This window comes from Agromyces aurantiacus (assembly GCF_016907355.1).
Lineage (GTDB): Bacteria > Actinomycetota > Actinomycetes > Actinomycetales > Microbacteriaceae > Agromyces > Agromyces aurantiacus.
The window spans coordinates 3,176,150-3,200,950 of record NZ_JAFBBW010000001.1 but is presented as its reverse complement, the minus strand read 5'-3'; the positions used below and the strand labels follow the sequence as shown (position 1 = coordinate 3,200,950).

26 protein-coding genes and 1 tRNA gene are annotated in these 24,801 nt (G+C 72.8%); 15 read left to right on the top strand and 12 right to left on the bottom strand.

Annotated features, from left to right (window positions below; all coding sequences use genetic code 11):
• The first annotated feature begins 78 nt into the window (after nt 1-78).
• Nucleotides 79-1,503: a cysteine--tRNA ligase gene (cysS, locus tag JOD46_RS15145; protein ID WP_204395329.1), complete on the top strand. Its 1,425-nt coding sequence runs from the start codon at nt 79-81 to the stop codon at nt 1,501-1,503.
• Nucleotides 1,500-2,510: a 23S rRNA (guanosine(2251)-2'-O)-methyltransferase RlmB gene (gene rlmB / locus JOD46_RS15140; RefSeq protein WP_204395328.1), complete on the top strand. Its 1,011-nt coding sequence runs from the start codon at nt 1,500-1,502 to the stop codon at nt 2,508-2,510. Before cysS ends, rlmB begins: the two co-directional genes overlap by 4 nt.
• Nucleotides 2,511-2,656: 146 nt before the next feature.
• Here the strand turns inward: rlmB and JOD46_RS15135 are convergent, their stop codons facing one another.
• On the bottom strand, nt 2,657-3,976 hold the full coding sequence (locus JOD46_RS15135) for a DUF4032 domain-containing protein (protein ID WP_204395327.1): 1,320 nt from the start codon (nt 3,974-3,976) through the stop codon (nt 2,657-2,659).
• Nucleotides 3,977-4,053: 77 nt separating this feature from the next.
• Nucleotides 4,054-5,154 carry an ABC transporter ATP-binding protein gene (locus tag JOD46_RS15130; RefSeq protein ID WP_204395326.1) on the bottom strand — a complete coding sequence of 367 codons (1,101 nt, stop codon included), beginning with the start codon at nt 5,152-5,154 and terminating at the stop codon, nt 4,054-4,056.
• Nucleotides 5,155-5,457: 303 nt separating this feature from the next.
• Here JOD46_RS15130 and JOD46_RS15125 point away from each other — a divergent pair, with 303 nt between their 5' ends.
• The 3 genes from JOD46_RS15125 (at nt 5,458) to JOD46_RS15115 (ending at nt 7,617) form a co-directional block, all read left to right on the top strand.
• Nucleotides 5,458-6,381: a DsbA family protein gene (locus tag JOD46_RS15125; RefSeq protein ID WP_204395325.1), complete on the top strand. Its 924-nt coding sequence runs from the start codon at nt 5,458-5,460 to the stop codon at nt 6,379-6,381.
• Nucleotides 6,382-6,471: 90 nt separating this feature from the next.
• A tRNA-Thr gene (locus JOD46_RS15120) sits at nt 6,472-6,547 on the top strand.
• The gene (locus tag JOD46_RS15115) at nt 6,547-7,617 is read left to right on the top strand and encodes a DMT family transporter (protein WP_204395324.1); all 1,071 of its coding nucleotides are present in this window, start codon (nt 6,547-6,549) and stop codon (nt 7,615-7,617) included. The genes JOD46_RS15120 and JOD46_RS15115 overlap by 1 nt, the downstream gene beginning before the upstream one ends.
• Here the strand turns inward: JOD46_RS15115 and JOD46_RS15110 are convergent.
• Both JOD46_RS15110 and msrB read right to left on the bottom strand, forming a co-directional pair.
• Nucleotides 7,601-8,143: a nitroreductase family protein gene (locus JOD46_RS15110; RefSeq protein ID WP_307835062.1), complete on the bottom strand. Its 543-nt coding sequence runs from the start codon at nt 8,141-8,143 to the stop codon at nt 7,601-7,603. The two genes, JOD46_RS15115 and JOD46_RS15110, sit on opposite strands and share 17 nt — an antisense overlap.
• A gap of 11 nt (nt 8,144-8,154) precedes the next feature.
• Nucleotides 8,155-8,556, bottom strand: coding sequence for a peptide-methionine (R)-S-oxide reductase MsrB (gene msrB, locus JOD46_RS15105; RefSeq protein ID WP_204395322.1), 402 nt, complete (start codon nt 8,554-8,556; stop codon nt 8,155-8,157).
• 258 nt (nt 8,557-8,814) lie between these two features.
• Here msrB and JOD46_RS15100 point away from each other — a divergent pair, with 258 nt between their 5' ends.
• The 4 genes from JOD46_RS15100 to groL all read left to right on the top strand — a co-directional run bounded on the left by JOD46_RS15100 (nt 8,815) and on the right by groL (nt 11,872).
• Nucleotides 8,815-9,087, top strand: a complete 273-nt coding sequence (locus JOD46_RS15100; protein WP_307835061.1) for a DUF3263 domain-containing protein — start codon at nt 8,815-8,817, stop codon at nt 9,085-9,087.
• A 26-nt stretch (nt 9,088-9,113) separates the two neighbouring features.
• Nucleotides 9,114-9,659, top strand: a complete 546-nt coding sequence (locus tag JOD46_RS15095) for a LytR C-terminal domain-containing protein (RefSeq protein WP_204395320.1) — start codon at nt 9,114-9,116, stop codon at nt 9,657-9,659.
• Between the two features lie 206 nt (nt 9,660-9,865).
• Entirely contained in the window at nt 9,866-10,069 is a 204-nt protein-coding gene (locus tag JOD46_RS15090) for a cold-shock protein (protein WP_204395319.1), read from the top strand.
• Between the two features lie 180 nt (nt 10,070-10,249).
• On the top strand, nt 10,250-11,872 hold the full coding sequence (groL, locus tag JOD46_RS15085; protein WP_204395318.1) for a chaperonin GroEL: 1,623 nt from the start codon (nt 10,250-10,252) through the stop codon (nt 11,870-11,872).
• A gap of 82 nt (nt 11,873-11,954) precedes the next feature.
• On the opposite strand, the gene JOD46_RS15080 is transcribed toward groL, so the two are convergent.
• The 3 genes from JOD46_RS15080 to JOD46_RS15070 form a co-directional block, all read right to left on the bottom strand.
• Nucleotides 11,955-12,245, bottom strand: coding sequence for a WXG100 family type VII secretion target (locus JOD46_RS15080; RefSeq protein ID WP_204395317.1), 291 nt, complete (start codon nt 12,243-12,245; stop codon nt 11,955-11,957).
• Nucleotides 12,246-12,382: 137 nt separating this feature from the next.
• The gene (locus tag JOD46_RS15075) at nt 12,383-14,239 is read right to left on the bottom strand and encodes a sensor histidine kinase (protein ID WP_204395316.1); all 1,857 of its coding nucleotides are present in this window, start codon (nt 14,237-14,239) and stop codon (nt 12,383-12,385) included.
• Nucleotides 14,240-14,280: 41 nt separating this feature from the next.
• Nucleotides 14,281-14,973, bottom strand: coding sequence for a response regulator transcription factor (locus JOD46_RS15070; protein WP_204395315.1), 693 nt, complete (start codon nt 14,971-14,973; stop codon nt 14,281-14,283).
• 158 nt (nt 14,974-15,131) lie between these two features.
• On the opposite strand from JOD46_RS15070, the gene JOD46_RS15065 reads away from it, so the two are divergent.
• From JOD46_RS15065 to JOD46_RS15050, 4 genes are read left to right on the top strand one after another with little or no spacing between them, the layout of a single operon-like run.
• Nucleotides 15,132-16,379, top strand: coding sequence for an NAD(P)/FAD-dependent oxidoreductase (locus JOD46_RS15065; RefSeq protein ID WP_204395314.1), 1,248 nt, complete (start codon nt 15,132-15,134; stop codon nt 16,377-16,379).
• A complete protein-coding gene (gene folP / locus JOD46_RS15060; RefSeq protein ID WP_204395313.1) occupies nt 16,376-17,272 on the top strand; it encodes a dihydropteroate synthase in 897 nt (298 codons plus the stop codon). Before JOD46_RS15065 ends, folP begins: the two co-directional genes overlap by 4 nt.
• Complete coding sequence (locus JOD46_RS15055) at nt 17,269-18,012, top strand: pyrimidine reductase family protein (RefSeq protein ID WP_204395312.1); 744 nt, start codon at nt 17,269-17,271, stop codon at nt 18,010-18,012. Before folP ends, JOD46_RS15055 begins: the two co-directional genes overlap by 4 nt.
• Nucleotides 18,013-18,044: 32 nt before the next feature.
• Entirely contained in the window at nt 18,045-18,767 is a 723-nt protein-coding gene (locus JOD46_RS15050) for a Pr6Pr family membrane protein (RefSeq protein ID WP_204395311.1), read from the top strand.
• Between the two features lie 32 nt (nt 18,768-18,799).
• Here JOD46_RS15050 and JOD46_RS15045 read toward each other — a convergent pair whose 3' ends face one another.
• The 4 genes from JOD46_RS15045 to JOD46_RS15030 form a co-directional block, all read right to left on the bottom strand.
• Nucleotides 18,800-19,420 (bottom strand): dihydrofolate reductase family protein, encoded by a 621-nt coding sequence (locus JOD46_RS15045; protein ID WP_204395310.1) that lies wholly within the window; start codon nt 19,418-19,420, stop codon nt 18,800-18,802.
• A gap of 93 nt (nt 19,421-19,513) precedes the next feature.
• A complete protein-coding gene (locus JOD46_RS15040; protein ID WP_204395309.1) occupies nt 19,514-21,154 on the bottom strand; it encodes a DNA repair helicase XPB in 1,641 nt (546 codons plus the stop codon).
• A 65-nt stretch (nt 21,155-21,219) separates the two neighbouring features.
• Nucleotides 21,220-23,085, bottom strand: a complete 1,866-nt coding sequence (locus tag JOD46_RS15035) for a helicase-associated domain-containing protein (RefSeq protein WP_204395308.1) — start codon at nt 23,083-23,085, stop codon at nt 21,220-21,222.
• Nucleotides 23,086-23,090: 5 nt separating this feature from the next.
• Nucleotides 23,091-23,366: a hypothetical protein gene (locus JOD46_RS15030; protein ID WP_204395307.1), complete on the bottom strand. Its 276-nt coding sequence runs from the start codon at nt 23,364-23,366 to the stop codon at nt 23,091-23,093.
• Nucleotides 23,367-23,475: 109 nt separating this feature from the next.
• On the opposite strand from JOD46_RS15030, the gene JOD46_RS15025 reads away from it, so the two are divergent.
• Entirely contained in the window at nt 23,476-23,856 is a 381-nt protein-coding gene (locus tag JOD46_RS15025) for a cold-shock protein (RefSeq protein WP_204395306.1), read from the top strand.
• Nucleotides 23,849-24,535, top strand: a complete 687-nt coding sequence (locus JOD46_RS15020; protein ID WP_204395305.1) for a DUF3027 domain-containing protein — start codon at nt 23,849-23,851, stop codon at nt 24,533-24,535. Before JOD46_RS15025 ends, JOD46_RS15020 begins: the two co-directional genes overlap by 8 nt.
• Nucleotides 24,536-24,542: 7 nt before the next feature.
• On the opposite strand, the gene JOD46_RS15015 is transcribed toward JOD46_RS15020, so the two are convergent.
• Nucleotides 24,543-24,800, bottom strand: a complete 258-nt coding sequence (locus JOD46_RS15015; RefSeq protein ID WP_204395304.1) for a DUF2530 domain-containing protein — start codon at nt 24,798-24,800, stop codon at nt 24,543-24,545.
• Nucleotide 24,801: the final 1 nt, after the last annotated feature.

The window sequence follows — 24,801 nt, the reverse complement described above, 5'->3', positions numbered from 1 at the left end:
CCGCGGGCCGGTGCCAGGCCGCGGCGCCGCATCCGTCATCGCCCGGCCGCGCCGCCGCCCCGCCGGTAGGCTTGCGGGGTGACCGTGCGACTCTACGACTCGAAGGCCCAGGCCCTGCGTGACTTCGTGCCCCTCGAGGAGGGGCACGTCGGCATGTACGTCTGCGGCCCGACCGTGCAGTCGAGTCCGCACATCGGGCACCTGCGCAGTGCGCTCGTCTACGACCTCATGCGCCGCTGGTTCGCCGCGCGCGGGTACCGCGTCACGTTCGTGCGCAACGTCACCGACATCGACGACAAGATCCTGAACGCCGCCGCCGAGGAGGGCATCGGCGAGCAGTGGTGGTCGCTCGCGTACCGCTACGAGCTCGAGTTCACGGCCGCGTACAACTCGCTCGGCATCCTCCCGCCCACGTACGAGCCGCGCGCGACCGCGAGCGTCACGCAGATGCAGCAGATCATCGGGCGGCTCATCGACCTCGGCCACGCCTACCCGGCCCCGGACGGCTCGGGCGACGTCTACTTCGACACCGGGAGCTGGCCGGCCTACGGCGAGCTCACCCGCCAGTCGCGCGAGCACATGGAGGCCGCCGCCGACTCCGATCCGCGCGGCAAGCGCGACCCCCGCGACTTCGCCCTGTGGAAGGGGCACAAGCCGACGGAGCCCGCCTCGGCCGGGTGGGAGTCGCCGTGGGGCGCCGGGCGTCCCGGATGGCACATCGAGTGCTCGGCGATGGCCGCGCGTTACCTCGGCACCGAGTTCGACCTGCACGGCGGCGGGCTCGACCTGCGCTTCCCTCACCACGAGAACGAGCTCGCCCAGTCGACCGCGGCGGGTCAGGCGTTCGCGCGGTACTGGGTGCACAACGGCCTCGTGAACGTCGGCGGGCAGAAGATGTCGAAGTCGCTCGGCAACTCCGTGTACGCGCACGAGCTCACCGCTCTCGCCTCCCCCCTCGCCGTGCGGTACCTGCTCGGCAAGGCGCACTACCGCTCGACGCTCGACTACTCGCCCGACTCGCTCGAGGAGGCCGAGGCCGCGGTCGAGCGCATCCGCACCTTCCTGGTCCGCGTCGACCGACGTCTCGCCGGTACCCGCTATGCGGCCGAGGCCGCGGATGGCACGTGGCCCGACGCGTTCGCGGAGGCCATGGACGACGACCTCGGCGTGCCGCAGGCCCTCGCCGTCCTGCACGAGACCGTCGGCGCGGGCAACCAGGCGCTCGACGGCGAGGACCTCGGCGCCGCCGTCGAGTTGCGCGCGCAGGTCCTCGCGATGGTGCGCGTGCTCGGCATCGACCCGACCGACCCCCACTGGTCGACCGACGCGGGCCCCGCGGCATCCGCGCTCGACGCCCTCGTCTCGCGGCTCATCGCCGACCGCCGCGCCGCGCGCGAGGCCAAGGACTGGCCCGCCGCCGATCGCATCCGCGCCGAACTCGCGGACGCGGGCATCACCATCGAAGACAGCCAGACCGGAACGCATTGGAGCCTCACCTCATGAAGGGCAGCAGCGGAAAGCCTCGCGCCGGAGCGGTGCGCAAGAAGGGCAAGGGCCAGCAGGTCGGCACGGGCGGCCACAGCCGCAAGGCGCTCGAGGGCAAGGGCCCCACGCCGAAGGCCGAGGACCGGCCGTACCACCAGGCCTACAAGAAGAAGGCGGCCGCCGAGCGCGCCGCGGCGAAGGCGGGCGGGCGCGCCCCTGCGCGCGCCGGTGCGCCGCGCGGCGCATCGGGGGCCGCGCGGCGATCGAAGTCGGGCGACGAGTCCGAGATCGTGACCGGCCGCAACGCCGTCGTCGAGGCGCTGCGCACGCGCATCCCTGCGACGACCCTCTACCTCGCCGCGCGCATCGAGATGGACGACCGCGTGAAGGAGGCCGTCAAGATCGCCACCAATCGCGGCATCCCGATCCTCGAGGTCATGCGGCCCGAGCTCGACCGGCTCGCCGGCGAGGGCGGCGTGCACCAGGGCCTCGCCCTCAAGGTGCCGCCCTACGAGTACGCGCACCCCGTCGACCTGCTCGACGAGGTGCTCGCCGACGGGCTCACGCCGCTGTTCGTCGCGCTCGACGGCGTCACCGACCCGCGCAACCTCGGGGCCATCATCCGCTCGACCGCGGCGTTCGGCGGCCAGGGCGTCATCGTGCCGCAGCGCCGCTCGGTCGGCGTCACCGCGGCCGCCTGGAAGACCTCGGCCGGCGCGGCCGCGCGCGTGCCGGTCGCGATGGCGCCGAACCTCACGCAGACGCTCAAGTCGCTGAAGGAGCGCGGCGTGTTCGTGCTCGGCCTCGACGGCGGCGGCGACGTGTCGTTGCCCGGGCTCGACTTCGCCGACCGCCCGATCGTCATCGTGGTCGGCTCGGAGGGCAAGGGACTCTCGCGCCTGGTGACCGAGACGTGCGACGCGATCGTCTCCATCCCGATCTCCGCGGCGACCGAGTCGCTCAACGCCGGCATCGCGGCGTCGGTCACGCTCTACGAGATCGCGAAGCTCCGCGCCGCACGCTGACCCGCCGGCCGTCGTCGGATGGTCCGTGCGCCGAGCGCGTGTACATCCGGCGAACGCGGGTGCCTGCCCGCGCGCTCTCGCCGGATCTACACGCGCTCGGCGAACGCTCGTGCACCTCGGAGGCGCGGTGCGGTCGCGGCGGCGGGTCAGACCTTGAGGCGCCAGTCGCCCTCGTCGTCGGGGTCGTGCACCGGGATCGCGGTCGTGTCGGGGGCGATCGAGGGCAGCGCGGTCGTGATCGCCTCGGTGGGCGGCCCGATCACGGTCGCCTCGTCGCGCCGGTGCCGCAGCACGTCGTTGATGTAGGCGGTCAGGGCCTCGGCGAGCGGGATGTCGCGGCCCTGCTGCTGCGCCATGTACCAGCGGTGCTCGAGCAGCTCGTGGAACACCTCGGCGGGCTCGAGCTTGCCCCGCAGCTCCTGCGGCACGGCGCGCACGACGGGCTCGAACACGCGCATGAGCCACTCGTGCGCGACCATCTCCTCGTCCTGGCTCTGCTTGTTGTACGCCGCACGGTACGAGTCGAGGTCGTTCAGCAGGCGCCGCGCTTGGTTCTCGCCCGCGTCGAGGCCGGTCAGCCGCAGCAGCCGGCGCTGGTGGTGGCCCGCGTCGACGACCTTGGGCTGGATGCGCAGCGTCGTACCGCTCTCGTCGGTGCGGATCGCGAGCTCCTCGATGTCGAAGCCGAGCTCGTTGAGGCGGTTCACGCGCTCGTTGATGCGCCACCGCTCGGCCACGCCGAACGACTCGCTGCCCGTCAGCTCGCTCCAGAGGTTGCGGTACGCGTCGACGATGCCGTTCGAGATGCGCACCGGGTCGAGCTCGTCGGCGACGCGGCCGCCGGCCTCGAGGTCGAGCAGCTCGCCGGCGATGTTCACGCGCGCGATCTCGAGGTCGTTCTCGCGCTGGCCGTTCGAGAGGCCGCCCTCGTAGAGCTTGCCGGTCTCGGCGTCGACGAGGTACGCGGCGAACGCGCCCGCGTCGCGGCGGAAGAGCGTGTTCGAGAGCGACACGTCGCCCCAGAAGAAGCCCACGATGTGCAGGCGCACGAGCAGCACCGCGAGCGCGTCGACGAGCCGGGTCGCGGTGTCGGGGCGGAGGGTCTGCGAGAACAGCGCGCGGTAGGGGAGCGAGAAGCGCAGGTGCCGAGTGACGAGCACGGGCGCGAGCTCGGCGCCGTCGGCATCCGTGCGGTTCGTGATGACCGCGACGGGTTCGACGCAGGGGATCTCGAGTCGCTGGAGCATGCGCAGCATGTCGTACTCGCCGCGCGCCATCTCGGCCGTGGTCTCCTTGATCGCCACCACATGGCCGCTCAGGTGCGCGAAGCGCACGAGGTGCCGCGAGATGCCCTTCGGCAGCGCCGCGATGTGCTCGCTCGGCCAGGCCTCGAGCGGGAGGTCCCATGGGAGGTCGAGCAGGGCCGGATCGGTCATCGCCGACGTGATCGAGAGTGTGCCGCTCATCACGCCCAGCGTACCGGGGAACGACGAAGCCGGCCGGGCCGAAGCCCGACCGGCATCGCGATCGCGGAATGCGAGGGTCAGCTGGCGACCGGCGCCTCGAGGAGGCGGGCACCCGACTCGGCGTCGAACACGTGCACGTGCTTCGGCGTCGGGAGCAGGTAGACCGTGTCGCCCGCGAAGGGGTGCACGCGGCCGTCGACGCGCGCGACGATGTCGGTGCGCCTGCCCTCGATGGTCGAGTGGCCGTAGAGGTAGCCGTCGGCGCCGAGCTCCTCGACGAGGTCGACGACGACCTCGAGGCCCTCGCCCTGCGTGCTCGAGACCTGGATGTCCTCGGGGCGCACGCCGACCGTGACGACGCCGCTCGTCGCGGAGGCGAGCGCCTCGCGCTCGACCGCCACCGTCGCGGAGCCGAACTTGATGCCGCCGTCGACCACGTCGGCGTGGAACAGGTTCATCGCCGGCGAGCCGATGAAGCCCGCGACGAAGACGTTGTTCGGCCGCTCGTAGAGCTCGCGCGGGGTGCCGACCTGCTGGAGCACGCCGTCCTTGAGCACCGCGATGCGGTCGCCCATGGTGAGCGCCTCGGTCTGGTCGTGCGTGACGTAGACCGTGGTGACGCCGAGGCGGCGCTGCAGCGAGGCGATCTGGGTGCGGGTCTGGACGCGGAGCTTGGCGTCGAGGTTCGACAGCGGCTCGTCCATGAGGAACACCTGCGGCTGGCGCACGATGGCGCGGCCCATGGCGACGCGCTGGCGCTGGCCGCCCGAGAGCGCCTTCGGCTTGCGGTTGAGGTAGGGCTCGAGGTCGAGCAGCTTCGCGGCCTCGAGCACCCGCGCGGCGCGCTCCTCCTTGCCGACGCCGGCGATCTTGAGCGCGAAGCCCATGTTCTCGGCGACGGTCATGTGCGGGTAGAGCGCGTAGTTCTGGAAGACCATCGCGATGTCGCGGTCCTTCGGCGGCACGTCGGTGACGTTGCGGTCGCCGATGAAGATGTTGCCCTCGTTGACCTCTTCGAGGCCCGCCAGCATGCGGAGCGAGGTGGACTTGCCGCAGCCCGAGGGGCCGACCAGGACGAGGAACTCGCCGTCGGCGATCTCGAGGTCGAGCTTGTCGACGGCGGGACGGGTGCCACCGGGGTAGAGGCGGGTGGCCTTGTCGAACGTGACTGACGCCATGGTTCTGTTCTCCTTCACCGGCAGGTACGTGCCGGACGATCCGTAGTGAATGGAAACGCCGACATCCATGTCGACGCTCCCTCAGTATGTCATGCGACGCGACCGACCCGGCAATCGTGACGACCGGGGGGCCCGGGCCCAGCGCGGGCCCACGGCGGCGGCGCACGGCGGCCGCGTCCAGCGCGTGTCGGGGCGCCGTTTGGGCGATTCACAGCGATCGCTCCTACACTCGTTCGTTGCGCCTGTCGTGTGCCCGTGTGCCCGCGTGCGAGCGCTCACACAGCGACCCGGAGTTGACCATCGATGAGCACTGGCGGACCGAACCAGCCACGTCCCACCCGTAACGAGCGTCGCGAGGCGGCCCGCGAGAAGGCCAGGCTGCTCCGGGAGGAGCAGAAGAAGCGCGACCGCCGCAACAAGCTCCTGATCCAGGGCGGCGTCATCGTGGCGATCCTCGCGGTGGCCGGCCTGATCGTCGCGCTCGTCCTCGGCAATGCGCCGGCGGGCGGTCCGGGGCCGAAGAACATGGCCAGCGACGGCATCGTGCTGGTCGGCGGCGAGGGCGGCATCCAGGCCGTCGAGACGCCGGCCATCCCCGATGGCGGCGAGCCCACGCCCACCGAGCCCGACGAGAGCGGCACCGTCGCCAACATCGTCACCTACATCGACTACCTGTGCCCGTACTGCGGCCAGTTCGAGACGACGAACAACGAGACCATGCGCACGATGGTCGAGTCGGGCGCCGCCACGCTCGAGGTGCACCCGATCGCGATCCTCACCAACAAGTCCGCGGGCACGCAGTACTCCCTGCGTGCGGCGAACGCGGCCGCGTGCGTGGCCGAGTACTCGCCCGAGGCGTTCTTCGACTTCAACGCGCTGATGTTCGAGAACCAGCCCGAGGAGCTCTCGACGGGGCTCACGAACGACGAGATCAAGAAGCTCGCGTCGCAGGCCGGGGCCGCCTCGTCGGTCGACTCGTGCATCGACCAGACCCGGTTCAAGGGCTGGGTGCAGGATGCCACGGAGCGAGCGCTGACCGGCCCGATCCCGAACTCCGAGCTCGACTCGGTCACGGGCACCCCGACCGTGCTCGTGAACGGCAAGCAGTACGTCGGCTCGCTCGAGGACTCCGCCGAGTTCCAGGCGTTCGTGCTCCAGGCGGCCGGCGAGAGCTACTCGGAGTCCACGGCGACGCCCACGCCGACCCCGACGCCCGCGGCGCAGTAGGCCCCGGCGACCCGTTCGACGGCCCGGCCCAGCGGCCGGGCCGTCGTCGTGCGCGGCCCCGCACCCGGTCGGTAGGATGTGGGGACACCTGCCGGCTTGGCGCAATTGGTAGCGCACCGCTCTTGTAAAGCGGTGGTTACGGGTTCGAGTCCCGTAGCCGGCTCCATGACCAGCACCCCCGCACCCGGCCCCGCGGATGTCGCGGCACCCTCCATCCCGTCGACGCCGACCTCGCTCGGCGACCACCACCCGCACCATCACGCCGAGCGATCGCGCGTGCCGATGTGGGCCGCGGTCGCGCTCACCGTGGTCTCGGGCGCACTCGTGGCCGTGCAGTCGCGCATCAACGGCCAGCTCGCGACCCGGCTCGACGACTTCGCGGTCGCCGCGCTGATCTCGTTCGGCTCGGGACTGCTGATCCTGCTCGCGGTGCTCGCGGCGTGGCCTGCGGGACGCCGCGGGGTCGGCCGCCTGCGTGCGGCGCTGCGCGAGCGGCGGCTCGCGAGGTGGATGCTGCTCGGCGGCGTCGCCGGCGCCTGGTTCGTCGCCACCCAGGGCATCGCGGCGGGCGTGCTCGGCGTCGCGCTGTTCACGGTCGCGATCGTCGCGGGGCAGACGCTCGGCGGCGTCGTCTTCGATGCGATCGGCATCGGACCCGGCGGTCGACGGCCGCTGACGGTCCCGCGCGTGGCCGGCGCCGTCCTGGCCCTCGCCGCGATCGGGTGGGCGGTGTCGGCCCAGGTGGCCGCCGCCGTGCCCGTGCTGCTCATGGTGCTGCCGTTCTCGGCGGGCTTCGCGGTCTCGTGGCAGCAGGCGATGAACGGGCGCGTCCGCACCGCCGCGTCGAGCGCGCTCGCGGCCACGCTCGTGAACTTCGCCGTGGGCACGACGGTGCTCGTCGTCGTGCTGCTCGTGCACGCGGCATCCGTCGGCTGGCCCACCGCCATGCCGGCCGAACCGTGGCTGTATGCGGGCGGCGCCGTCGGGTGCGTGTTCATCGCCATGCAGGCCGCGCTCGTGCGCCGCGTGGGGGTGCTCGTGCTCGCGCTCGGCATCGTGGCCGGGCAGCTCGCCGCGGCCCTCGCCCTCGACCTGCTGCTGCCGACCTCCGGGCACGGCGTGGGTCTCGCGACCATCGGCGGAACGGTGCTCGCGCTCGTGGCGGTCGCGCTCTCGAGCGCGCGTCGGCCGGCTCGCCACACGGCGCCGCCGGCGCCCGTCAGTCCAGCGAGCTGAGGCGACCCTCGGCGACCGGCGCCCGACGACGCTCGGGCCGCCCGGTGGCCGGCTTGCCGCCCACGTAGAGCCACCCCATGAGCCGCTCGCCCTCGGCGAGGCCGTGCATCCCGGCGACCACCGGATGGCGCGTGTGCGGGCCGGTGCGCCACATGACGCCCCATCCGGCCTCGTCGAGCAGGAGGGTCAGCATGTGGCCGACGCCGGCCGCGCAGGCCTCCTGCTCCCACTCGGCCACCTTCGGGTGCGGCTGCACGACCGCCACGAGCGCGAGCAGCAGCGGCGCGCGCACCGGCTTCGCGGCGAGCTTCGCCGCGGCCTCCCCCTCGACGGCGGCGGCCTCGACGAGCGCGTCGCCGAGGCGCCGCCGCGCCTCACCGCGAAGGGCGATCACCCGCCAGGGCACGAGCGCGCCGTGGTCGGCGACCCGCCCCGCCGCCTCGAGGAGGTCGGCCAGCTCGGCGTCGTCGGGTGCGTCATCCGTCACCTTCGGCCAGGAGCGTCGCGCCAGCGCCGCCGCTCGCACGGACCCCACGCTCAGGACTCGGGCGCGAAGTCGAGCGCGATCGAGTTCATGCAGTAGCGGTCGCCGGTCGGCGTGCCGAACCCGTCGGGGAACACGTGGCCGAGGTGCGAGCCGCAGTTCGCGCAGCGCACCTCGGTGCGGACCATGCCGAGCGAGGTGTCCTCGATCAGTTCGACCGCTTCGGGCCGCACCGACTCGTAGAAGCTCGGCCAGCCGCACCCCGAGTCGAACTTGGTGCCGCTCTTGAACAGCTCGGCGCCGCACGCCGCACAGGTGTAGACGCCCGCGCGCTCCTCGTCGAGCAGCTCGCCCGTCCACGGGCGCTCGGTCGCGGCCTCGCGCAGCACGGCGTACCGCTCGTCGCCGAGCTGCTCGCGCCACTCGTCGTCGGACTTGCTCACCTGGTAGGCCATGGTTCTGCTCCTCGTGCACGTGGGGGGACCACTCCATCGTCGCGCATGCGGCGACGCGTGGTGCAACGTGCGACCTCCGGAGCGTGTTCCCGCGCCGGCGAGGGCGGCCGTTCACGCTCGCCGAGCGTGGCGCACGGGTCGTTCCCGGCCGCCGCTCCCTAGGATGGCGTCACACGCCGAGCACGGGATGGAGGTGCGATGGACGCGGCACGCCGACCGGACCGCCCGGGCCCTCCCGGGACATCCTCCGCCGACGCCGTGGAGCCCGCGGCCGGACTCGACGACCGGCAGCGCGACATCCTCGCCTTCGAGGCACGCGCGTGGCGCGACGCCGCGCGGAAGGCCGATGCGATCCGCGACGAGCTCGGCATGTCGGCCGCGCGGTACTACCGGCTGCTGGGCGCGCTGGTCGATTCGCCGGCGGCGCTGCGGCACGACCCGATGCTCGTCAAGCGGCTGCAACGGCAGCGCGACGCGCGCGCGGACGCCCGCGCACGTCGTACGATTCCCCACGGCCATCCGCTCGGCTGACCCGGCCCCGACCCTCGACAGGACCCATGGCGCAGAAGTTCCCCCGCGACCGATTCGACTCGATCCCGCACGGCATCGAGCGGGTGGGCGCGCACCGCGCGCCCGCGCGTCGCCGGGCGCGGTGGATCACCTTCGGCTGGGCCGCGCTCGCGACGGTCGTGCTCGCGGTCGCGGGCATCGCGGCCGTGTCGGTATTCAACAACCGACTGAACTTCGACGACGTGGCCGCGCCGACGGGCTCGCCGACGCCGGTCGCGACGGTCCCGCCGACGGTCGCCCCCGACATCCCCGTCACGGTGCTCAACGGCACCACCACCACGGGACTCGCGGCCAAGGCGAGCGAGGCGCTCGCCGCGGGCGGGGTGCCCGTCGGCGTCGCCTCGAACGCGGACTCGTCCGACATCGAGCAGACCGTGGTGTACTACGCCTCCGCCGACCTCGAGGGGGCGGCCCGCGGCGTCGCCCAGCTCCTGCCGGGCGCCGAGGTGCGACTGAGTGAGGACTTCGCGGCCGAGGGCCTGCAGCTGGTCGCCGTCCTCGGCGCCGACTACGCCGAGCAGGTCGCCGGCTGACGCCGGTGACCGAATCGTTGCCATTCTGCGACCATTCGCGGCGCCGGCCCCCTTGTGCGGCGCGCGTGCGCTGTGACTATCTGGAAACGGTCGCTCGTACCCGTGTGATGCAGCAGTGCCGTGCCGGCGCCTGCCAGCACGGCGGACGGCCCGGTACAGGCGGAAGGCACGTGCCGACTCGGAAATCGGCAACATGGGAGCAACGCATGGCGAACGGAACCGTCAAGTGGTTCAACGCTGAAAAGGGATACGGATTCATCACCGTCGACGGCGGAGGCCAGGACGTGTTCGTCCACTACTCCGCGATCGACATGGCGGGGTACAAGGTGCTCGAAGAGGGCCAGCAGGTGACCTTCGACGTCGGCTCGGGTGCCAAGGGCCCGCAGGCCGAGGCCGTTCGCCCGGCCTGAGTCCCTCCCCGGAAGCGCCGCCGTCCCGGACGGCGGCGCTTCCGCATGTCCGCGCACGTCGGGGCCGTCGACGCTCGCTTGCACTCGTGGCGGGTGAGTGCCAGAATCGGTTTAGCACTCGCTCGATTCGAGTGCTAACCCTTCGAATCTTCGAACGTCCGGAAGGGACGAGAGACACACATGGCAAAGATCATTGCTTTCGATGAGGAGGCCCGTCGCGGCCTCGAGCGTGGCCTCAACACGCTCGCCGACGCGGTCAAGGTGACCCTCGGCCCGCGCGGCCGCAACGTCGTCCTCGAGAAGAAGTGGGGCGCCCCCACCATCACGAACGACGGCGTGTCGATCGCCAAGGAGATCGAGCTCGACGACCCGTACGAGAAGATCGGCGCCGAGCTGGTCAAGGAGGTCGCGAAGAAGACCGACGACGTCGCCGGCGACGGCACCACCACGTCGGTCGTGCTCGCCCAGGCGCTGGTCCGCGAGGGCCTCCGCAACGTCGCCGCGGGCGCCGACCCCATCTCGCTCAAGCGCGGCATCGAGAAGGCCGTCACGGCCGTCTCCGAGGAGCTCCTCGCCGCCGCCAAGGAGGTCGAGACCAAGGAGGAGATCGCCGCCACCGCGTCGATCTCGGCCGCCGACGCGCAGATCGGCGAGATCATCGCCGAGGCGATCGACAAGGTCGGCAAGGAGGGCGTCGTCACCGTCGAGGAGTCGAACACCTTCGGCACCGAGCTCGAGCTGACCGAGGGCATGCGCTTCGACAAGGGCTACCTGTCGGCGTACTTCGTCACCGACCCCGAGCGCCAGGAGGCGGTCTTCGAGGACCCGTACATCCTCATCGCCAACCAGAAGATCTCGAACATCAAGGACCTGCTGCCGATCGTCGACAAGGTGATCCAGTCGGGCAAGCAGCTCCTGATCATCGCCGAGGACGTCGACGGCGAGGCCCTGGCCACGCTCGTCGTGAACAAGATCCGCGGCATCTTCAAGTCGGTCGCCGTCAAGGCGCCGGGCTTCGGCGACCGCCGCAAGGCCCAGCTCCAGGACATCGCGATCCTCACGGGCGGCCAGGTCATCTCCGAGGAGGTCGGCCTCAAGCTCGAGAACGCCACGCTCGACCTGCTCGGCCAGGCGCGCAAGGTCGTCATCACCAAGGACGAGACGACCATCGTCGAGGGCGCAGGCGACCCCGACCAGATCGCGGGCCGCGTCGCCCAGATCCGCTCGGAGATCGAGAACACCGACTCCGACTACGACCGCGAGAAGCTCCAGGAGCGCCTCGCCAAGCTCGCCGGCGGCGTGGCCGTCATCAAGGCGGGCGCGGCCACCGAGGTCGAGCTCAAGGAGCGCAAGCACCGCATCGAGGACGCCGTCCGCAACGCGAAGGCCGCCGTCGAGGAGGGCATCGTCGCCGGTGGTGGCGTCGCGCTCATCCAGGCCGGCAAGGCCGCGTTCGGCAAGCTCGAGCTCGTGGGCGACGAGGCGACCGGCGCGAACATCGTCAAGGTCGCCATCGAGGCGCCGCTCAAGCAGATCGCCCTCAACGCGGGCCTCGAGCCGGGCGTCGTCGCGAACAAGGTCTCCGAGCTGCCCGCGGGCCACGGCCTCAACGCCGCGACCGGCGAGTACGGCGACCTGCTCGCCCAGGGCATCATCGACCCGGCGAAGGTCACGCGCTCGGCGCTGCAGAACGCCGCGTCGATCGCCGGCCTCTTCCTCACGACCGAGGCCGTCGTCGCCGACAAGCCCGAGAAGGCCGCGGCCGCTCCGGCCGGCGACATGGGCGGCGGCATGGACTTCTAGGTCCCGACCGCGGCTCAGGCTGCACCACGCGAAGGGCGTCTCCTCCGGGAGACGCCCTTCGTCGTGTGCGCACGTGGGCGCGTCAACGCACGAACAGCCGCGCGTTCGCCTGCTCGGCATCGGCGTACTGCGCGGCCGCGACGGCGAGCGCCCGGTTCAGCGCAGCGAGGCTCTCCTCGACGTGCTGCTGCGTGCCGCGCCAGTCGGCGACGGCGCCCTGGAAGGCCGAGGCCGCCTGGCCCGACCACGAACCCTGCAGGCCCGTGAGCTGCGCGAGCAGCGAGGCGATCTCGGACTGCACGCGCCCGATCGTGCCCTGCACGCTCTGGGTGGCCATCCTGACCTGCTCGCTGTCGACCTGGTAACGCGTCATGGTGCCGTTTCCTCTCGTTCGGGTACGCGGCCCACCGTAGGCGCGTCGCCGTCGAGACGGAGGGCGGCGCCGAGGCAGTCGACGGGCCGCGCGCAGGCCGCGGCTGGGGAGGACGGGTCGCTCGGGCGCGCGTCGCGTCAGGCCGTGGCCACGGGCTGCGGCGCGGCCGCCGAGCCGGCCAGCGGCAGCGCCACCCGGAAGGTCGCCCCGCCGCCCGGCGTCTCGACGACGTCGACGTGCCCGTTGTGCGCGGCGACGATCGAGGAGACGATCGCGAGGCCCAGCCCGGAGCCGCCGGTCTCGCGCGTGCGCGAGGTGTCGGCGCGCCAGAAGCGCTGGAAGATCTTCTCGCGGATCTGCGGCGGCACGCCCTCGCCGTGGTCCACGATCTCGAGCATCGCCCGCTCCGCGGCGTCGTCGATCGACACGCGGATCTCGATCGGGCTGTCGTCGGGCGTGAACCGCATGGCGTTGCCCATGAGGTTGGTGATGACCTGCCGGATCTTGTTCTCCTCGGCGAGCACGATCGCACGGCGTACGGGCACGGTCGGCAGTTCGGCGGGCGGCGGGCCGGCTGTCGCGGCGGAGGCGGCGATGGCGGTCTCGGCGCCCGTCGCCTCGGCGGCCGCCCGACCGGCGGCGGCCGCGGCACGCGCCTCGGCGCGCGAGGCGCGCGTGCTCCCGGTGCCGCGGGCCCCGCCCCGTCGCGCGCGTCCCGCGGTGACGCCGGCGTCGGCGGCCGTCGGCGCGCGGCGACCGCGCAGGCGCGCGAGCGTCGCGCCCGCGAGCGCGATGGGGCCCGCCGCCGCGCGCGAGGGCGCGGCGTCGAGATCGACCTCGACGTCGACCTGGACGACCTCCGTCGAATCGGTCCTGAGGTCCTCGGGCGCGATGACGGTCACGGTCCGGCCGGGGTTCGCGGCCATGGCATCGAGCGCCGCGTCGCGGGCGAGGGGCACGAGGTCGACCTCGGCGAGGTCGAGCGGCTTGGCCTCGTCGAGCCGGGCGAGCGCGAGGAGATCCTCGACGAGGCCCCCCATCCGGATGGCCTCCTTCTCGATGCGGTCCATCGCCTGGGCCACGTCGCCGGGGGACTGCAGCGCGCCCATGCGGTAGAGCTCGGCGTACCCCCGCACCGAGACGAGGGGCGTGCGCAGCTCGTGCGAGGCGTCGCCGACGAACCGTCGCATCTGGTCGATCGTGCGGGCCCGGTCGCGGAACGCCCGGTCGATGCGGTTGAGCATCGTGTTCAGCGACCGGTTGAGTCGCCCGACCTCGGTGTTCGGGGTGGCGCCGCCGAGCCGCTGGCTGAAGTCGCCGTCGGCGATCTCGGCCGCCGTGCGCTCGACCTCGCGCAGCGGGGCGAAGGTCGAGGTGACGAGCATGCGGGTCAGGAGCGCTCCGACGAGCACGACGCCCAGTCCGAAGCCGAGGAAGATCGTGAGGTATGCCGCGAGCAGGCGCTCGGTGTCCTGCGAGGAGATCGCGAGGATGATCGGCGCGAGCCCGCCCCGGTCGTCGGCGTCCATGAGGGCGTACACGCCACGGAACGTCGGCTCGCCCGCGGAGTCGCGCAGCGAGAACACCCGGTACCCGCCGCCCTGGTTCTGCTCGACCACGTCGACCTGGGTGAGGCGCTCGGGGATCGTCGGGTAGGTCGACGGGTCGCGGTCGCGCCAGTTGTGGTCGAGGAACTCGCCGGTGCGGGGGTCGTAGACGGCGACGAACACGTCGTCGGACGAGCTGAAGTCGAGTCCGCTGAGGTTGGCGTCGTCGTCGGGCTCGGCGCCGTTCTGGGTGAAGTACTTGTAGTAGTCGCCCGACGCGATCGCGCTGAGCTTGGACTCGAGCTGGCTCTCGACGTAGCTGCGCAGCATCGCCGCCGTGCCGATGCCGGAGACCAGCAGGCCGAGCGTCAGCATGAGCACGGTGACGCCGGTGATCTTGGTCCGGAGCGAGATCCGGCTCCACCGGTCGGCGAGGGTCTGGTGCATGGCGGGCCGAGTCTACGCAGGCACCCTGTACCGGGCCTGAGCTACGACTTCGACGACTTGAGCATGTACCCGAAGCCGCGCTTGGTCTGGATGAGCGGCTCGGTGGAGTGCTGGTCGAGCTTGCGACGCAGGTACGAGATGTAGCTCTCGACGATGCCCGCGTCGCCGTTGAAGTCGTACTCCCACACGTGGTCGAGGATCTGGGCCTTCGACAGCACGCGGTTGGGGTTCAGCATGAGGTAGCGAAGCAGCTTGAATTCTGTGGGGGACAGCTCCACCGGCACGTCGCCGACGAGCACCTCGTGCGTGTCCTGGTCCATCGTGAGCTCGCCGGTGCGGATGACGGCGTCCTCCTCGGCGTGCATGGTCCGGCGCAGGATGGCGCGGATGCGCGCGACGATCTCGTCGAGTCTGAACGGCTTGGTGACGTAGTCGTCGCCGCCGACCGTGAGCCCGGTGATCTTGTCCTCGGTGTCGTCCTTCGCGGTGAGGAAGAGGATCGGCGCGGTGTAGCCCGCCGAGCGGAGCCGCTTGGTCACGCCGAACCCGTTCATGTCGGGCAGCATGACGTCGAGGATGATGAGGTCGGGCTCCTCCTCGAGCACCGCCGAGATGGTCTGCGCACCGTTGGCCACCGCGCGCACCGCGAAGCCCGCGAACCGGAGGCTCGTGGTCAGCAGGTCGCGGATGTTGGGCTCGTCGTCGACGATCAGGATGCGAGGTCCGTCGCTCATGTCCACGATTCTGCTGCATGCCGGCTGGGGCTTGGCTGGGAATTGCATGGATCGGTCGACTCGGGCCGATTCTAAAAGCGATGAGTCTTGACAGAAGAGCGCGACGCGCCTAGCGTCGGCGGCAGGGGCGACATCGCGAGCGGAACGGGGTGGTGACCATGGCCGGCGCGGAACGGGCGCTCGTCATCGTGGGCGGCGGACTCGCCGGTGCACGCGCGGCGGAGGGCGCGCGTGCAGCGGGATACGAGGGACCGCTCGTGATCGTCGGCGCCGAGACGGCGGTGCCGTACATCCGGCCGCCCCTGTCGAAGGGCTTCCTCGCCGGCACGGAGGATCGCGACGCGATCGACGTGCACCCGCGCGCCTGGTACGGCGAGCACCGCGTGCAGCTGCGCCTCGGGCGCCGCGCCGAGCGACTCGACACCCGGGCGCACGAACTCGCGCTCGACGACGGATCGGTGCTGCGCTACGAGCGCGCCCTGATCGCGACGGGTGCGTCGCCACGGACGTTCGGCGGCCCGGGCGGCGACCTCGCCGGCGTCCACCTCCTGCGCACCGTCGCGGACTCGGCGGCTCTGCGCGACGCGCTCGCGCCCGGCGGCCGGCGCATCGCGATCATCGGCGCCGGATGGATCGGGCTCGAGGTCGCCGCGGCCGCCCGCGGCTACGGGAACGAGGTCACCGTGCTCGGCCTCGAGACCGTGCCGCTCAACGCGGCGATCGGCGACGAGGCCGGCGCGGTCTTCGGCGAGCTGCACCGCGAGCACGGCGTCGACCTGCGGATGTCCACGAGCGTGGCCCGGATCGTCGGCGACGCCGGACGGGCGACCGGGGTCGAACTGGAGGGCGGCGAGATCGTCCCCGCCGACGTCGTCGTGGTCGGCATCGGGGCGATCCCGCAGACCGCGCTCGCCGAGTCCGCCGGATTGGAGGTCGACCGCGGGATCGTGACGGATGCCGCGTTCCGCACGAGCGACGCGGACGTGCTCGCGGTGGGCGACGTCGCGAGCGTGCTCCTGCCGTTCCTCGGCGCGCACCTGCGGACCGAGCACTGGGCCAACGCCGAGCACGCCGGGCGGGCCGCCGGCCGCTCGCTCGCCGGCGAGGCCGTCGAGTACGACGAGATCCCGTACTTCTACACCGACCAGTACGATCTCGGCATGGAGTACTCCGGCTACGCGCCGTTGGCCGCGGGGATCGCGCCGGTGTTCCGGGGCGACCGCGCGGGTCGCGAGTTCGTCGCGTTCTGGCTCCGCGACGACCGGGTCGTCGCCGGCATGAACGTCGACGTGTGGAAGGTCAACGACACCGTGCAGCGCCTGATCCGCTCGCGGGCGGCCGTGGACCCCGCGCGCCTCATCGACCCCGCGATGCCGCTCGCGGCGCTCGCCGTGGCGGACGGATGAGCGCCGGTCGCCCCGCCCTGCGCCGCCGCATCGGCCCGCGCGAGTTCGACTTCACCCGGCAGGTCGCCGTCATGGCCATCGTCAACCGCACGCCCGACTCGTTCTACGACCGGGGCGAGACGTTCGCGCTCGACGCCGCGGTGCGGGCCGCGCACGCCGCCGTCGAGGCCGGCGCCGACTGGGTCGACATCGGCGGCGCGAAGTTCGCGCCAGGGCCGCCCATCCCGATCGACGAGGAGGCCGAGCGGGTCGTGCCCGTCGTCGCCGCGCTGGCCGGGTCGGGTGCGGTGATCTCGGTCGACACGTTCCATCCCGAGGTGGCGCGCCGGGCGATCGACGCAGGCGCGCACGTGATCAACGACACCACCGGCATCCACGACCCCGCCATGGCCGAGGTCGTCGCGGCCTCCGACGCGACGCTCGTCGTGACGCACAGCCTCGCCGCACCGCGCACGCCGCACCCGAGTCCGACGTATCGCGACGTGGTGGCCGAGGTCGCCGCGTTCCTGCGGGACCGGGTCGCCCTCGCCCGAGCGCACGGCGTGCCCGACGAGCGGCTCGTGATCGACCCCGGGCACGACCTCAACAAGACCACGCTGCACTCGCTCGAGCTGACGCGCCGCCTCGACGAGATCGCGGCGATCGGCCTGCCGCTGCTCGTGGCCCTCTCGAACAAGGACTTCATCGGCGAGAGCCTGGGCCGCCGCGACCGGCGCGACCGCGTCGCCGGGTCGCTCGCCGCCGCGGTGTACTGCATCGGCAAGGGCGCGCGGATCCTGCGCGTCCACAACGTGCGCGAGACGGTCGACGCGGTGCGCATGGTCGAGGCGATCGAGGGATGGCGCGAGCCGGTGTTCCTCGAGCACAACATGCCCACCGGGGGCGCGTCGTGATCGCCGGCTCCGGCGCCGCGTTCGACGCCGATCGCATGCACGCCGCGTACGCGGTCGACGTGGTCGACGCGGGCGCACGAGCGGAGGCCGCGTTCTGCCGCGTGAACATGATCTCCAGCCTCGACGGCGCGGCGACGCTCGGCGGCCGCAGCGGCACGCTCGGCGACGCCCAGGACCAGCGGCTCATGTCGGTCCTCCGGTCGCACGCCGACGTCGTGCTGGTCGGCTCGGGCACGGTCGCCGCCGAGGGTTACGGCGGCGCCGCGGTGGCCGAGCCCGACGCGGCCTGGCGAACGGCGCGGGGGCGCGACCCGCAGCCCCGGTTCGCGGTCGTCTCCTCGCGCCTCGCGTTCGAGCCGAGCGATCCGTTCTTCGCCGAGGCGCTCACGCGACCGATCGTCGTCACGAACGCCCGCGCGCCGCGCGAGCGTCGCGACGCGCTCTCCGGGGTCGCCGACGTCGTGATCGCGGGCGACGAGCGCGTCGACCTGCGGGCCGCACTCGACGCGCTCGCGGCGCGCGGCCTGCGGTCGGTGCTCTCCGAGGGTGGCCCGGGCCTGTTCGGCGCGCTCGCCGAGGCCGACCTCGTCGACGAGGCGTGCGTGACCGTGAGCCCCACCCTCGTCGCGGGCGACGCGCCGCGCATCGCGTCGTCGGCGCACGAGGTGGCCCGCTCGCTGCGCCTCGTGCACGCGATCGCCGGCGAGCGCATGCTGTTCGTGCGTTACGCTCGCGCCTGAGCGCGTCACGCTCGATGACGAGGAGGTGGCCGGTGGCGGTCGTTGCAGCAGAGCAGTCCGTCGACCGAGACGTCGCCGAGCGGCGCGTGAACGTGTGGATGACGCCGCAGTTCTGGTGGCGGGTGCTCATCGTCGTGGTCGTGCTCTGGGGGCTCGTCGCGGCGGAGCGCCGACTCGCGTACTTCACCACCCAGAGCAACGTGATCGTGTTCGGCTACTACGCGGGTGCGCTGTACTGGATGGTGCGGCGCGCCACGACGGCGCCCCCGGCGCCGCGCCTGCGCGGCGGGGTCACGGTGTGGATCCTCACCACCATGATCGTCTCGCACGTGCTGCTCAACCACCTCGAGAACCCGCTGCCCGGGCTCGTCGTCGCCGACCCCGCCGACCAGCTCGCCAACCGGGCGCTGTTCGCGGTGCACTACGTCGTGCCCGTGATGGTGCTGCTCGACTGGATCGCGTTCGGCCCGCACCGCGTGGTCCGGTGGCGCGACATCGGATGGTGGGTGCTGTACCCGTTCGCCTACGGCATGATCTTCCTCTGGCGCGCGCTGGCGCTGCCCGAGGTGCCCGACCGGTTCCCGTACCCCTTCCTCGACACCGACGCGCTCGGCGCGCTCGGCTCCTTCGTGGCGATGCTCGAGGTGCTCGCCTACATCGCGGTGCTCTCGGTGATCGTGATCCTGCTCGATCGGCTCGCGGCCGCCGTCGTCGGACTCGTCCGCGACCGCGGGCGCGCTCGCCGGCCCGCCTGAGTCGGGCGGGCGCTCGCAGCGCGGCTCGGACGCTACGCGCGCGCCCGGCCTTCCGTGCTGCGGCGGGGGCGGTACGTGAGGTGCGTCACGAGCGACGTGCCGCGCGATGAAACCTGTTCGAACATCGTGCGCGGGACCCCGTCGAACAGCCGCTCGCCCGCTCCGATGACCGCGGGCACGACGTGCAGGCGCAGCTCGTCGATGAGTCCGGCGGCCAGGTACTGGTTCACGGTCGCGGCGCCGCCGGCGACGGCGACGTTGCGATCGCCGGCCGCGGCGCGTGCCCGGTCGAGCGCCTCGTGGATGCCGCCCGTCACGAAGTGGAACGTCGTGCCGCCCGCCATCGCGAGCTCGTCGCGTTCGCGGTGCCCGAGCACGAACACCGGCGCGTGGTACGGCGGGTCGTCGCCCCACCAGCCGTGCCAGTCGAGGTCCCAATCGCCGCGGTCGGGACCGAACATGTGGCGGCCCATGATGAAGGCGCCGGCATCGACGATGGCCTCGACCTCGTCTCGGTTCTCGTCGCGACGCTCGAACATCCAGGCGTGGAGGATGTTCTCGTCGATCCGGCCGAGCGGATGCGCTCTCGTCTGGTCGGGGCCGGCGGCGAAGCCGTCGATCGAGATGGAGATGTCGCAGGTGACGAGCGGCATGGCGGGCTCCCTCCTCGGACGCGCCATCCGCGCCCGCAGGCGGCACGCTACCGCGACCCGCCGACGGCGGCCCGTGCCGGGCCGCCGTCGGCCTCAGGCGGCGAGCGCGTGCGCGTCGAGGATCGTGTACGAGTAGCCCTGCTCGGCGAGGAAGCGCTGGCGGTTCTGCGCGAAGTCCTGGTCGACCGTGTCGCGTGCGACGAGCGTGTAGAAGTTCGCCGACAGGCCGGACTCCTTCGGTCGCAGCAGGCGGCCGAGGCGCTGCGCCTCCTCCTGGCGCGATCCGAAGGACCCGGAGACCTGGATCGCCACGGTCGCCTCGGGCAGGTCGACCGAGAAGTTCGCGACCTTGGAGACCACGAGCACGGGCGTGCGCCCGTCGCGGAACTCCTGGAAGAGCCGCTCGCGCTCGTCGACCGGCGTGGCGCCGGTCAGCTGCGGCGCGCCGAGCGCGTCGGCGAGCTCGTCGATCTGGTCGAGGTACTGGCCGATCACGAGGATGCGCTCGCCCGCGTGCCGCGCGACGAGCTGCCGGACCACGTCGAGCTTGGCCGGGGCGGTGGCCGCGAGCCGGTAGCGCTCGTCGTCGGCGGAGGCCGCGTACGCGAGCCGCTCGGACTGCGGCAGGTCGATGCGCACCTCGTAGCACGCCGCGGGGGAGATGAAGCCCTGCGCCTCGATCTCCTTCCACGGCGCGTCGAACCGCTTGGGGCCGATGAGGCTGAACACGTCGCCCTCGCGGCCGTCCTCGCGCACGAGCGTGGCCGTCAGGCCGAGACGACGTCGCGCCTGGAGCTCGGCCGTGAGCTTGAACACGGGCGCGGGCAGCAGGTGCACCTCGTCGTAGACGACGAGTCCCCAGTCGAGTGCGTCGAGCAGTGCCAGGTGCGCGTACTCGCCCTTCCGCTTGGCGGTGAGGATCTGGTACGTCGCGATCGTGACCGGCTTGATCTCCTTCGTCTGGCCGGAGTACTCGCCGATCTCCTCGGCCGTGAGGCTCGTGCGCTTGAGCAGCTCGTCGCGCCACTGTCGCGCCGAGACGGTGTTGGTCACGAGGATCAGGGTGGTGGTCTTGGCGGTCGCCATCGCGCCCGCGCCGACGAGGGTCTTGCCGGCGCCGCACGGGAGCACGACGACGCCCGACCCGCCGTCGAAGAAGTTGTCGACCGCCTTCTGCTGGTAGTCGCGCAGGTGCCAGCCGTCCTCCTGCAGCGCGATCTCGTGCGGCGTGCCGGGCGTGTAGCCCGCCAGGTCCTCGGCGGGCCAGCCGAGCTTGACGAGCTCCTGCTTGAGCTGGCCGCGCGCCCACGGCTCGACGAGGAAGCTCGCCTCGTCCAGTCGCTCGGTCAGGAGCGGCGCGATCCGCTTCGCCCCCGCGACCTCCGTGAGCACGGGCATGTCGTCGCTGCGCAGGCGCAGCGCGCCGTCGTCGGTGCGGTCGACCACGAGGCGCCCGTAGCGGGCGACCGTCTCGCGCATGTCGACGGCGACCGTCTGCGGCACCGGGAACTTCGCGTACCGCTCGAGCGTGCCGAGCATGTCCTCGGCGGTGTGCCCCGCCGCGCGGGCGTTCCAGAGTCCGAGCCGCGTGATGCGGTACGTGTGGATGTGCTCGGGCGCGCGTTCGAGCTCGGCGAAGATCGCGAGATCGTGCCGCGCATCCTCGGCGAGCGGGTGCGCGACCTCGAGGAGCACGGTGCGGTCGCTCTGGACGATCAGGGGGCCGTCTGACATGACCGTCCAGCCTACCCCCGGTTGCTCCGAGATCGCCCCGAGGGGCGGGCTCGCGCCATCCGGGCTCAGCTTCCGGCGGGCGCGGGGGCGACGGCGGCGATCGCCGAGATCGGCAGCGTGCGCTCGATGTCGGCCTTCCGGTCGCGCGCTCGGAGGCGGCCGTTCGCGACGCTCGCGGGCGCCAGCAGGTAGTCGGCGGTGTCGCCGCCCGGCATCCGGACCGTGACGGTCAGCGTCTCCTTCGCGCGCGCCGCGGCCTCGAGCTGGCGAGCGAGCCAGGCCAGCTCGGTGCCCCCGTCGGCGTCGGCCTCGGCGAGGCGGTCGAGCATCGCCTCGAGCGGGTCGGCACGCGGGGCCGCGGCGGGCAGGGGTGCGACGTGATGGCGGCGCAGCCGGATGATGCGGCCTTCGCCGTCCTCGGCGGCGACCGGGTAGCGCGCGTCGCTGAGCCCCCAGAACACGACGTCGGGCGGGAACCGCGACAGCAGCCGATGCGGCCCGGCCTGCCGCAGCGCCAGCGACGACAGGCTCTGGTCGACCGCGAGCGTGCCGATGAGCTGCGGGTCGTCGCTTCGGATCGACGAGCGCGCGGGCGCGTCGCCGGGCTCGGCCGCGCTCACGCGCACCGCGCCGAAGCGCGCGGCGGACTCGGCGAGCAGGTACTCGAGCGGCTGCGGGATGCCGGTGAGCGAGATCGACGCGAGGAACGCGCGGACGGACTCCGCGGACTCGCCCGCCGCGAGGGCGCGATTGACGGATGCCGCGGTGACCCGATAGCTCGAGGCGAGGTCACGGCCCTCGACCTCGGCGAACCCGCGCAGCCGGGCGTCGAGGCCGGGCTCGAGCGGCCCGGGGGAGACGATCGTGAGGTCGTGCTGCACGTAGACGCGGTCGACCTGGGAGGGGAAGTGGCCGGCGAGGCGCTCGGCCGCGCCGGGCACGTCGCCGGCGAGCACGAGCGCGGCGGTGTCGATGGGCTCGCCGCCGACCGCCAGGCCGAGCGCCTCGGCGTCCTCGAGCAGCCGGTCGAGCCCGTCGCGCAGCCAGCTGCCGCCGCCGGGGTAGTACCAGGCGACGTCGTCGCGGATGGAACTGGCGCTCATGGCGTCGCTGCGGCGGACCACCAGGTCGCGCAGCGCCGGCGGGATCCGTTCGCGCCACGCCGCCGCGAGCCGGATCCACCGCTCCTCCGCGGCGAGCAGCACCCAGGCCGCGCCCGTGTCGGACTCGAGCCAGACGGGACCCTCGCGGACGACGAGGCCGGCCTCGACCGCGCGACGCACGAGCCGCGGCAGCTCGGCGAGGTCGACGCCGGTGGCCTCGGCGAGCCGCTTCGCGTCGGGCAGCGCGAGGCCGCCCTTGGCCAGCTCGCGCGCGGGCTGCGCGGCGAACCCCGCGAGCAGCTCGGCGGTCGCGCTGATCGTGGCGTAGGCCTGCTCGGCCGCCCGGCGCTCGAGCAGGCCGTGGTCGGCGCGTTCGGCCGGCACGGCGACGGGCGGCGCGGGGGCGGCCAGTGACGCCGCCTCGGGCAGGTCCTCGCCGAGCCGGGCCGCCAGGCGCGCGTGCACCTCGGGCGGCAGGTGCACGCGAGCGCCCTCCTGCACGACGAGGAACCGGTCGGCGAGCAGCTCCAGCGCACCGGGCACTCCCGCCGCGAGGGGGTCGGCGGCGCCGAGTCGCACCAGCTCGGCGGCGACGTCGGCGATGTCGGTCCAGCCGGTCTCGTCCGCGGTCGCGTCGGCGGCCGCGAGCGTGGCCAGCGCAGGACGCTCGAGCCGGTCGAGGGCGTGGTCGACGGCATCGGGCGCCGTCAGCGCCTCGGCGAGGTCGAACAGGTCGCGCACCCCCGCGTGGTCGAACTCGCGGGTCGCCAGTGCGGCGGCGAGCCCCTCACGCGGCAGTGCGCGGAGCCTCGCGGCGAGCACCAGCATGGCCGTCAGGCGGAGCCCTGCCGGGACTCCCGCGTGCGTCGCACGCCGTTGACGATGAGCAGGACGATGAGCAGCACGAAGCCGATGGGGAGCCCGATGAGGGGCAGCACGAGGATCACCGGCCAGGCGCCCTGGCTGAAGCCGTCGTTCGCGCCGGCACCCGCGAGCGTGCCGATCATGACCGCGAGGAACGCGAGGATCGAGAGCGCGACGGTGGCGGCGACCATGTAGGCGAGGATGCGCTCGGCGCGATGGTCGGTGACGGGGCCCTGGGTGCTCACTCGTCCAGAATAGCCAGCGGGAGGTCCCCGCGGGTGCCGGACCCTAGACTTGGTGACGACGTCGCCCACGGGATCCGGCGACGCCGACGACAGATCTGGAGTTCCATCGATGCCCACCGGCAAGGTCAAGTTCTACGACGAGGAGAAGGGGTTCGGCTTCATCAGCAGTGATGACGGCCAGGAGGTCTTCCTCCACGCCTCCGCGCTTCCCGCCGGCGCGACCGTGCGCGCGGGCAGCCGGCTCGAGTTCGGCATCGCCGAGGGCAAGCGCGGCGCGCAGGCGCTCTCGGTGCGCGTGCTCGACGCGAAGCCGAGCCTGCAGCGCCTGCACCGGAAGCCCGCCGACGACATGGCGATCATCGTGGAGGACCTCGTCAAGGTGCTCGACGGCATCGGGGCGAACCTCAAGCGCGGCCGGTACCCCGACAACGCGCACAGCCGGAAGATCGCGGCGCTGCTGCGCAAGGTCGCGGACGAGCTGGATGCCTGACGTCCCCGAGCCCGTGGAGGCGCTCGCCGAGCCGGCGGTCGCCGACGAGGCGAGCGCCGGACCTGCTGCCGTCGACGAGTCGCCCGGCGAGGATTCGCCTGCCGAGCCGGCGGTCGCCGACGAGGCGCCTGCCGAGCCGGCGGTCGCCGACGAGGTGCTCCTCGCCTCTGTCGACCTCGCGCAGCGGGCCCTCCTCGAGGTCACCGCGCCCGAGACCGTCGGTTCGGTGATCGGGCACGTGGTCGAGGGCGAGCACGTGCTGTCGCTGCACTTCGCGGCCGACCTCTCCGGGTATCCGGGATGGCACTGGAGCGTGACGCTCGCGCGCGTCGAGGGCGGCGAGCCCACGGTCCTCGAGACCGAGTTGATGCCCGGTGCACGCGCGCTGCTCGCTCCCGAGTGGGTTCCGTGGTCGGATCGGCTCGCCGAGTACCGGGCCGCCCAGGCCGCCGCGGCCGCCGAGGCGCGCGAGGCCGGGGAGCCCGGCGACGAGGACGAGGTCGAAGGCCCGGCCGAGGAGGGCGAAGACGCCGAGGGCGAGCTCGAGGGCGATGAGTTCGACGACGACGCCGACGACTTCGACGCCGACGAGCTCGGCGAGGAGTTCGGCGACGCCGGCGCCGACGGCGACGACGCGTTCGACGGCATCGACATCGACTCGCTCGACGAGGAGGAGTAGGCCGCGCCTACTCCTCGTCGGCGTCGCGTCCGCGCCGACGGCGCAGCTGCACCACCACGAGGCCGACGACGCCGAGCGCGACGCCGATCGCGGCCGCGGTCGTGAACCACGCGAAGCCGGCGTCGGCGAGGGGCTCGCGCAGCGCGATCGACGCGACGAGTGCGACGATCCAGGCTGCGGTGCCCGCGAGCAGCGCCTTGCGCGCGTCGGTCCGCGCCGGCGCCGGATCGGGGCGCCGCTCGGACTCGGACAGCCACAGCCGCATG

What these genes read in the sequence shown, in the direction of transcription:
- rlmB (WP_204395328.1), top strand. Translation starts at nt 1,500, where the DNA reads ATGAAGGGCAGCAGCGGAAAGCCTCGCGCCGGAGCGGTGCGCAAGAAG.
- JOD46_RS15135 (WP_204395327.1), bottom strand. Translation starts at nt 3,976, where the DNA reads ATGAGCGGCACACTCTCGATCACGTCGGCGATGACCGATCCGGCCCTG.
- JOD46_RS15130 (WP_204395326.1), bottom strand. Translation starts at nt 5,154, where the DNA reads ATGGCGTCAGTCACGTTCGACAAGGCCACCCGCCTCTACCCCGGTGGC.
- JOD46_RS15125 (WP_204395325.1), top strand. Translation starts at nt 5,458, where the DNA reads ATGAGCACTGGCGGACCGAACCAGCCACGTCCCACCCGTAACGAGCGT.
- JOD46_RS15115 (WP_204395324.1), top strand. Translation starts at nt 6,547, where the DNA reads ATGACCAGCACCCCCGCACCCGGCCCCGCGGATGTCGCGGCACCCTCC.
- msrB (WP_204395322.1), bottom strand. Translation starts at nt 8,556, where the DNA reads ATGGCCTACCAGGTGAGCAAGTCCGACGACGAGTGGCGCGAGCAGCTC.
- JOD46_RS15095 (WP_204395320.1), top strand. Translation starts at nt 9,114, where the DNA reads ATGGCGCAGAAGTTCCCCCGCGACCGATTCGACTCGATCCCGCACGGC.
- JOD46_RS15090 (WP_204395319.1), top strand. Translation starts at nt 9,866, where the DNA reads ATGGCGAACGGAACCGTCAAGTGGTTCAACGCTGAAAAGGGATACGGA.
- groL (WP_204395318.1), top strand. Translation starts at nt 10,250, where the DNA reads ATGGCAAAGATCATTGCTTTCGATGAGGAGGCCCGTCGCGGCCTCGAG.
- JOD46_RS15080 (WP_204395317.1), bottom strand. Translation starts at nt 12,245, where the DNA reads ATGACGCGTTACCAGGTCGACAGCGAGCAGGTCAGGATGGCCACCCAG.
- JOD46_RS15075 (WP_204395316.1), bottom strand. Translation starts at nt 14,239, where the DNA reads ATGCACCAGACCCTCGCCGACCGGTGGAGCCGGATCTCGCTCCGGACC.
- JOD46_RS15070 (WP_204395315.1), bottom strand. Translation starts at nt 14,973, where the DNA reads ATGAGCGACGGACCTCGCATCCTGATCGTCGACGACGAGCCCAACATC.
- JOD46_RS15065 (WP_204395314.1), top strand. Translation starts at nt 15,132, where the DNA reads ATGGCCGGCGCGGAACGGGCGCTCGTCATCGTGGGCGGCGGACTCGCC.
- folP (WP_204395313.1), top strand. Translation starts at nt 16,376, where the DNA reads ATGAGCGCCGGTCGCCCCGCCCTGCGCCGCCGCATCGGCCCGCGCGAG.
- JOD46_RS15045 (WP_204395310.1), bottom strand. Translation starts at nt 19,420, where the DNA reads ATGCCGCTCGTCACCTGCGACATCTCCATCTCGATCGACGGCTTCGCC.
- JOD46_RS15040 (WP_204395309.1), bottom strand. Translation starts at nt 21,154, where the DNA reads ATGTCAGACGGCCCCCTGATCGTCCAGAGCGACCGCACCGTGCTCCTC.
- JOD46_RS15035 (WP_204395308.1), bottom strand. Translation starts at nt 23,085, where the DNA reads ATGCTGGTGCTCGCCGCGAGGCTCCGCGCACTGCCGCGTGAGGGGCTC.
- JOD46_RS15025 (WP_204395306.1), top strand. Translation starts at nt 23,476, where the DNA reads ATGCCCACCGGCAAGGTCAAGTTCTACGACGAGGAGAAGGGGTTCGGC.
- JOD46_RS15020 (WP_204395305.1), top strand. Translation starts at nt 23,849, where the DNA reads ATGCCTGACGTCCCCGAGCCCGTGGAGGCGCTCGCCGAGCCGGCGGTC.
- JOD46_RS15015 (WP_204395304.1), bottom strand. Translation starts at nt 24,800, where the DNA reads ATGCGGCTGTGGCTGTCCGAGTCCGAGCGGCGCCCCGATCCGGCGCCG.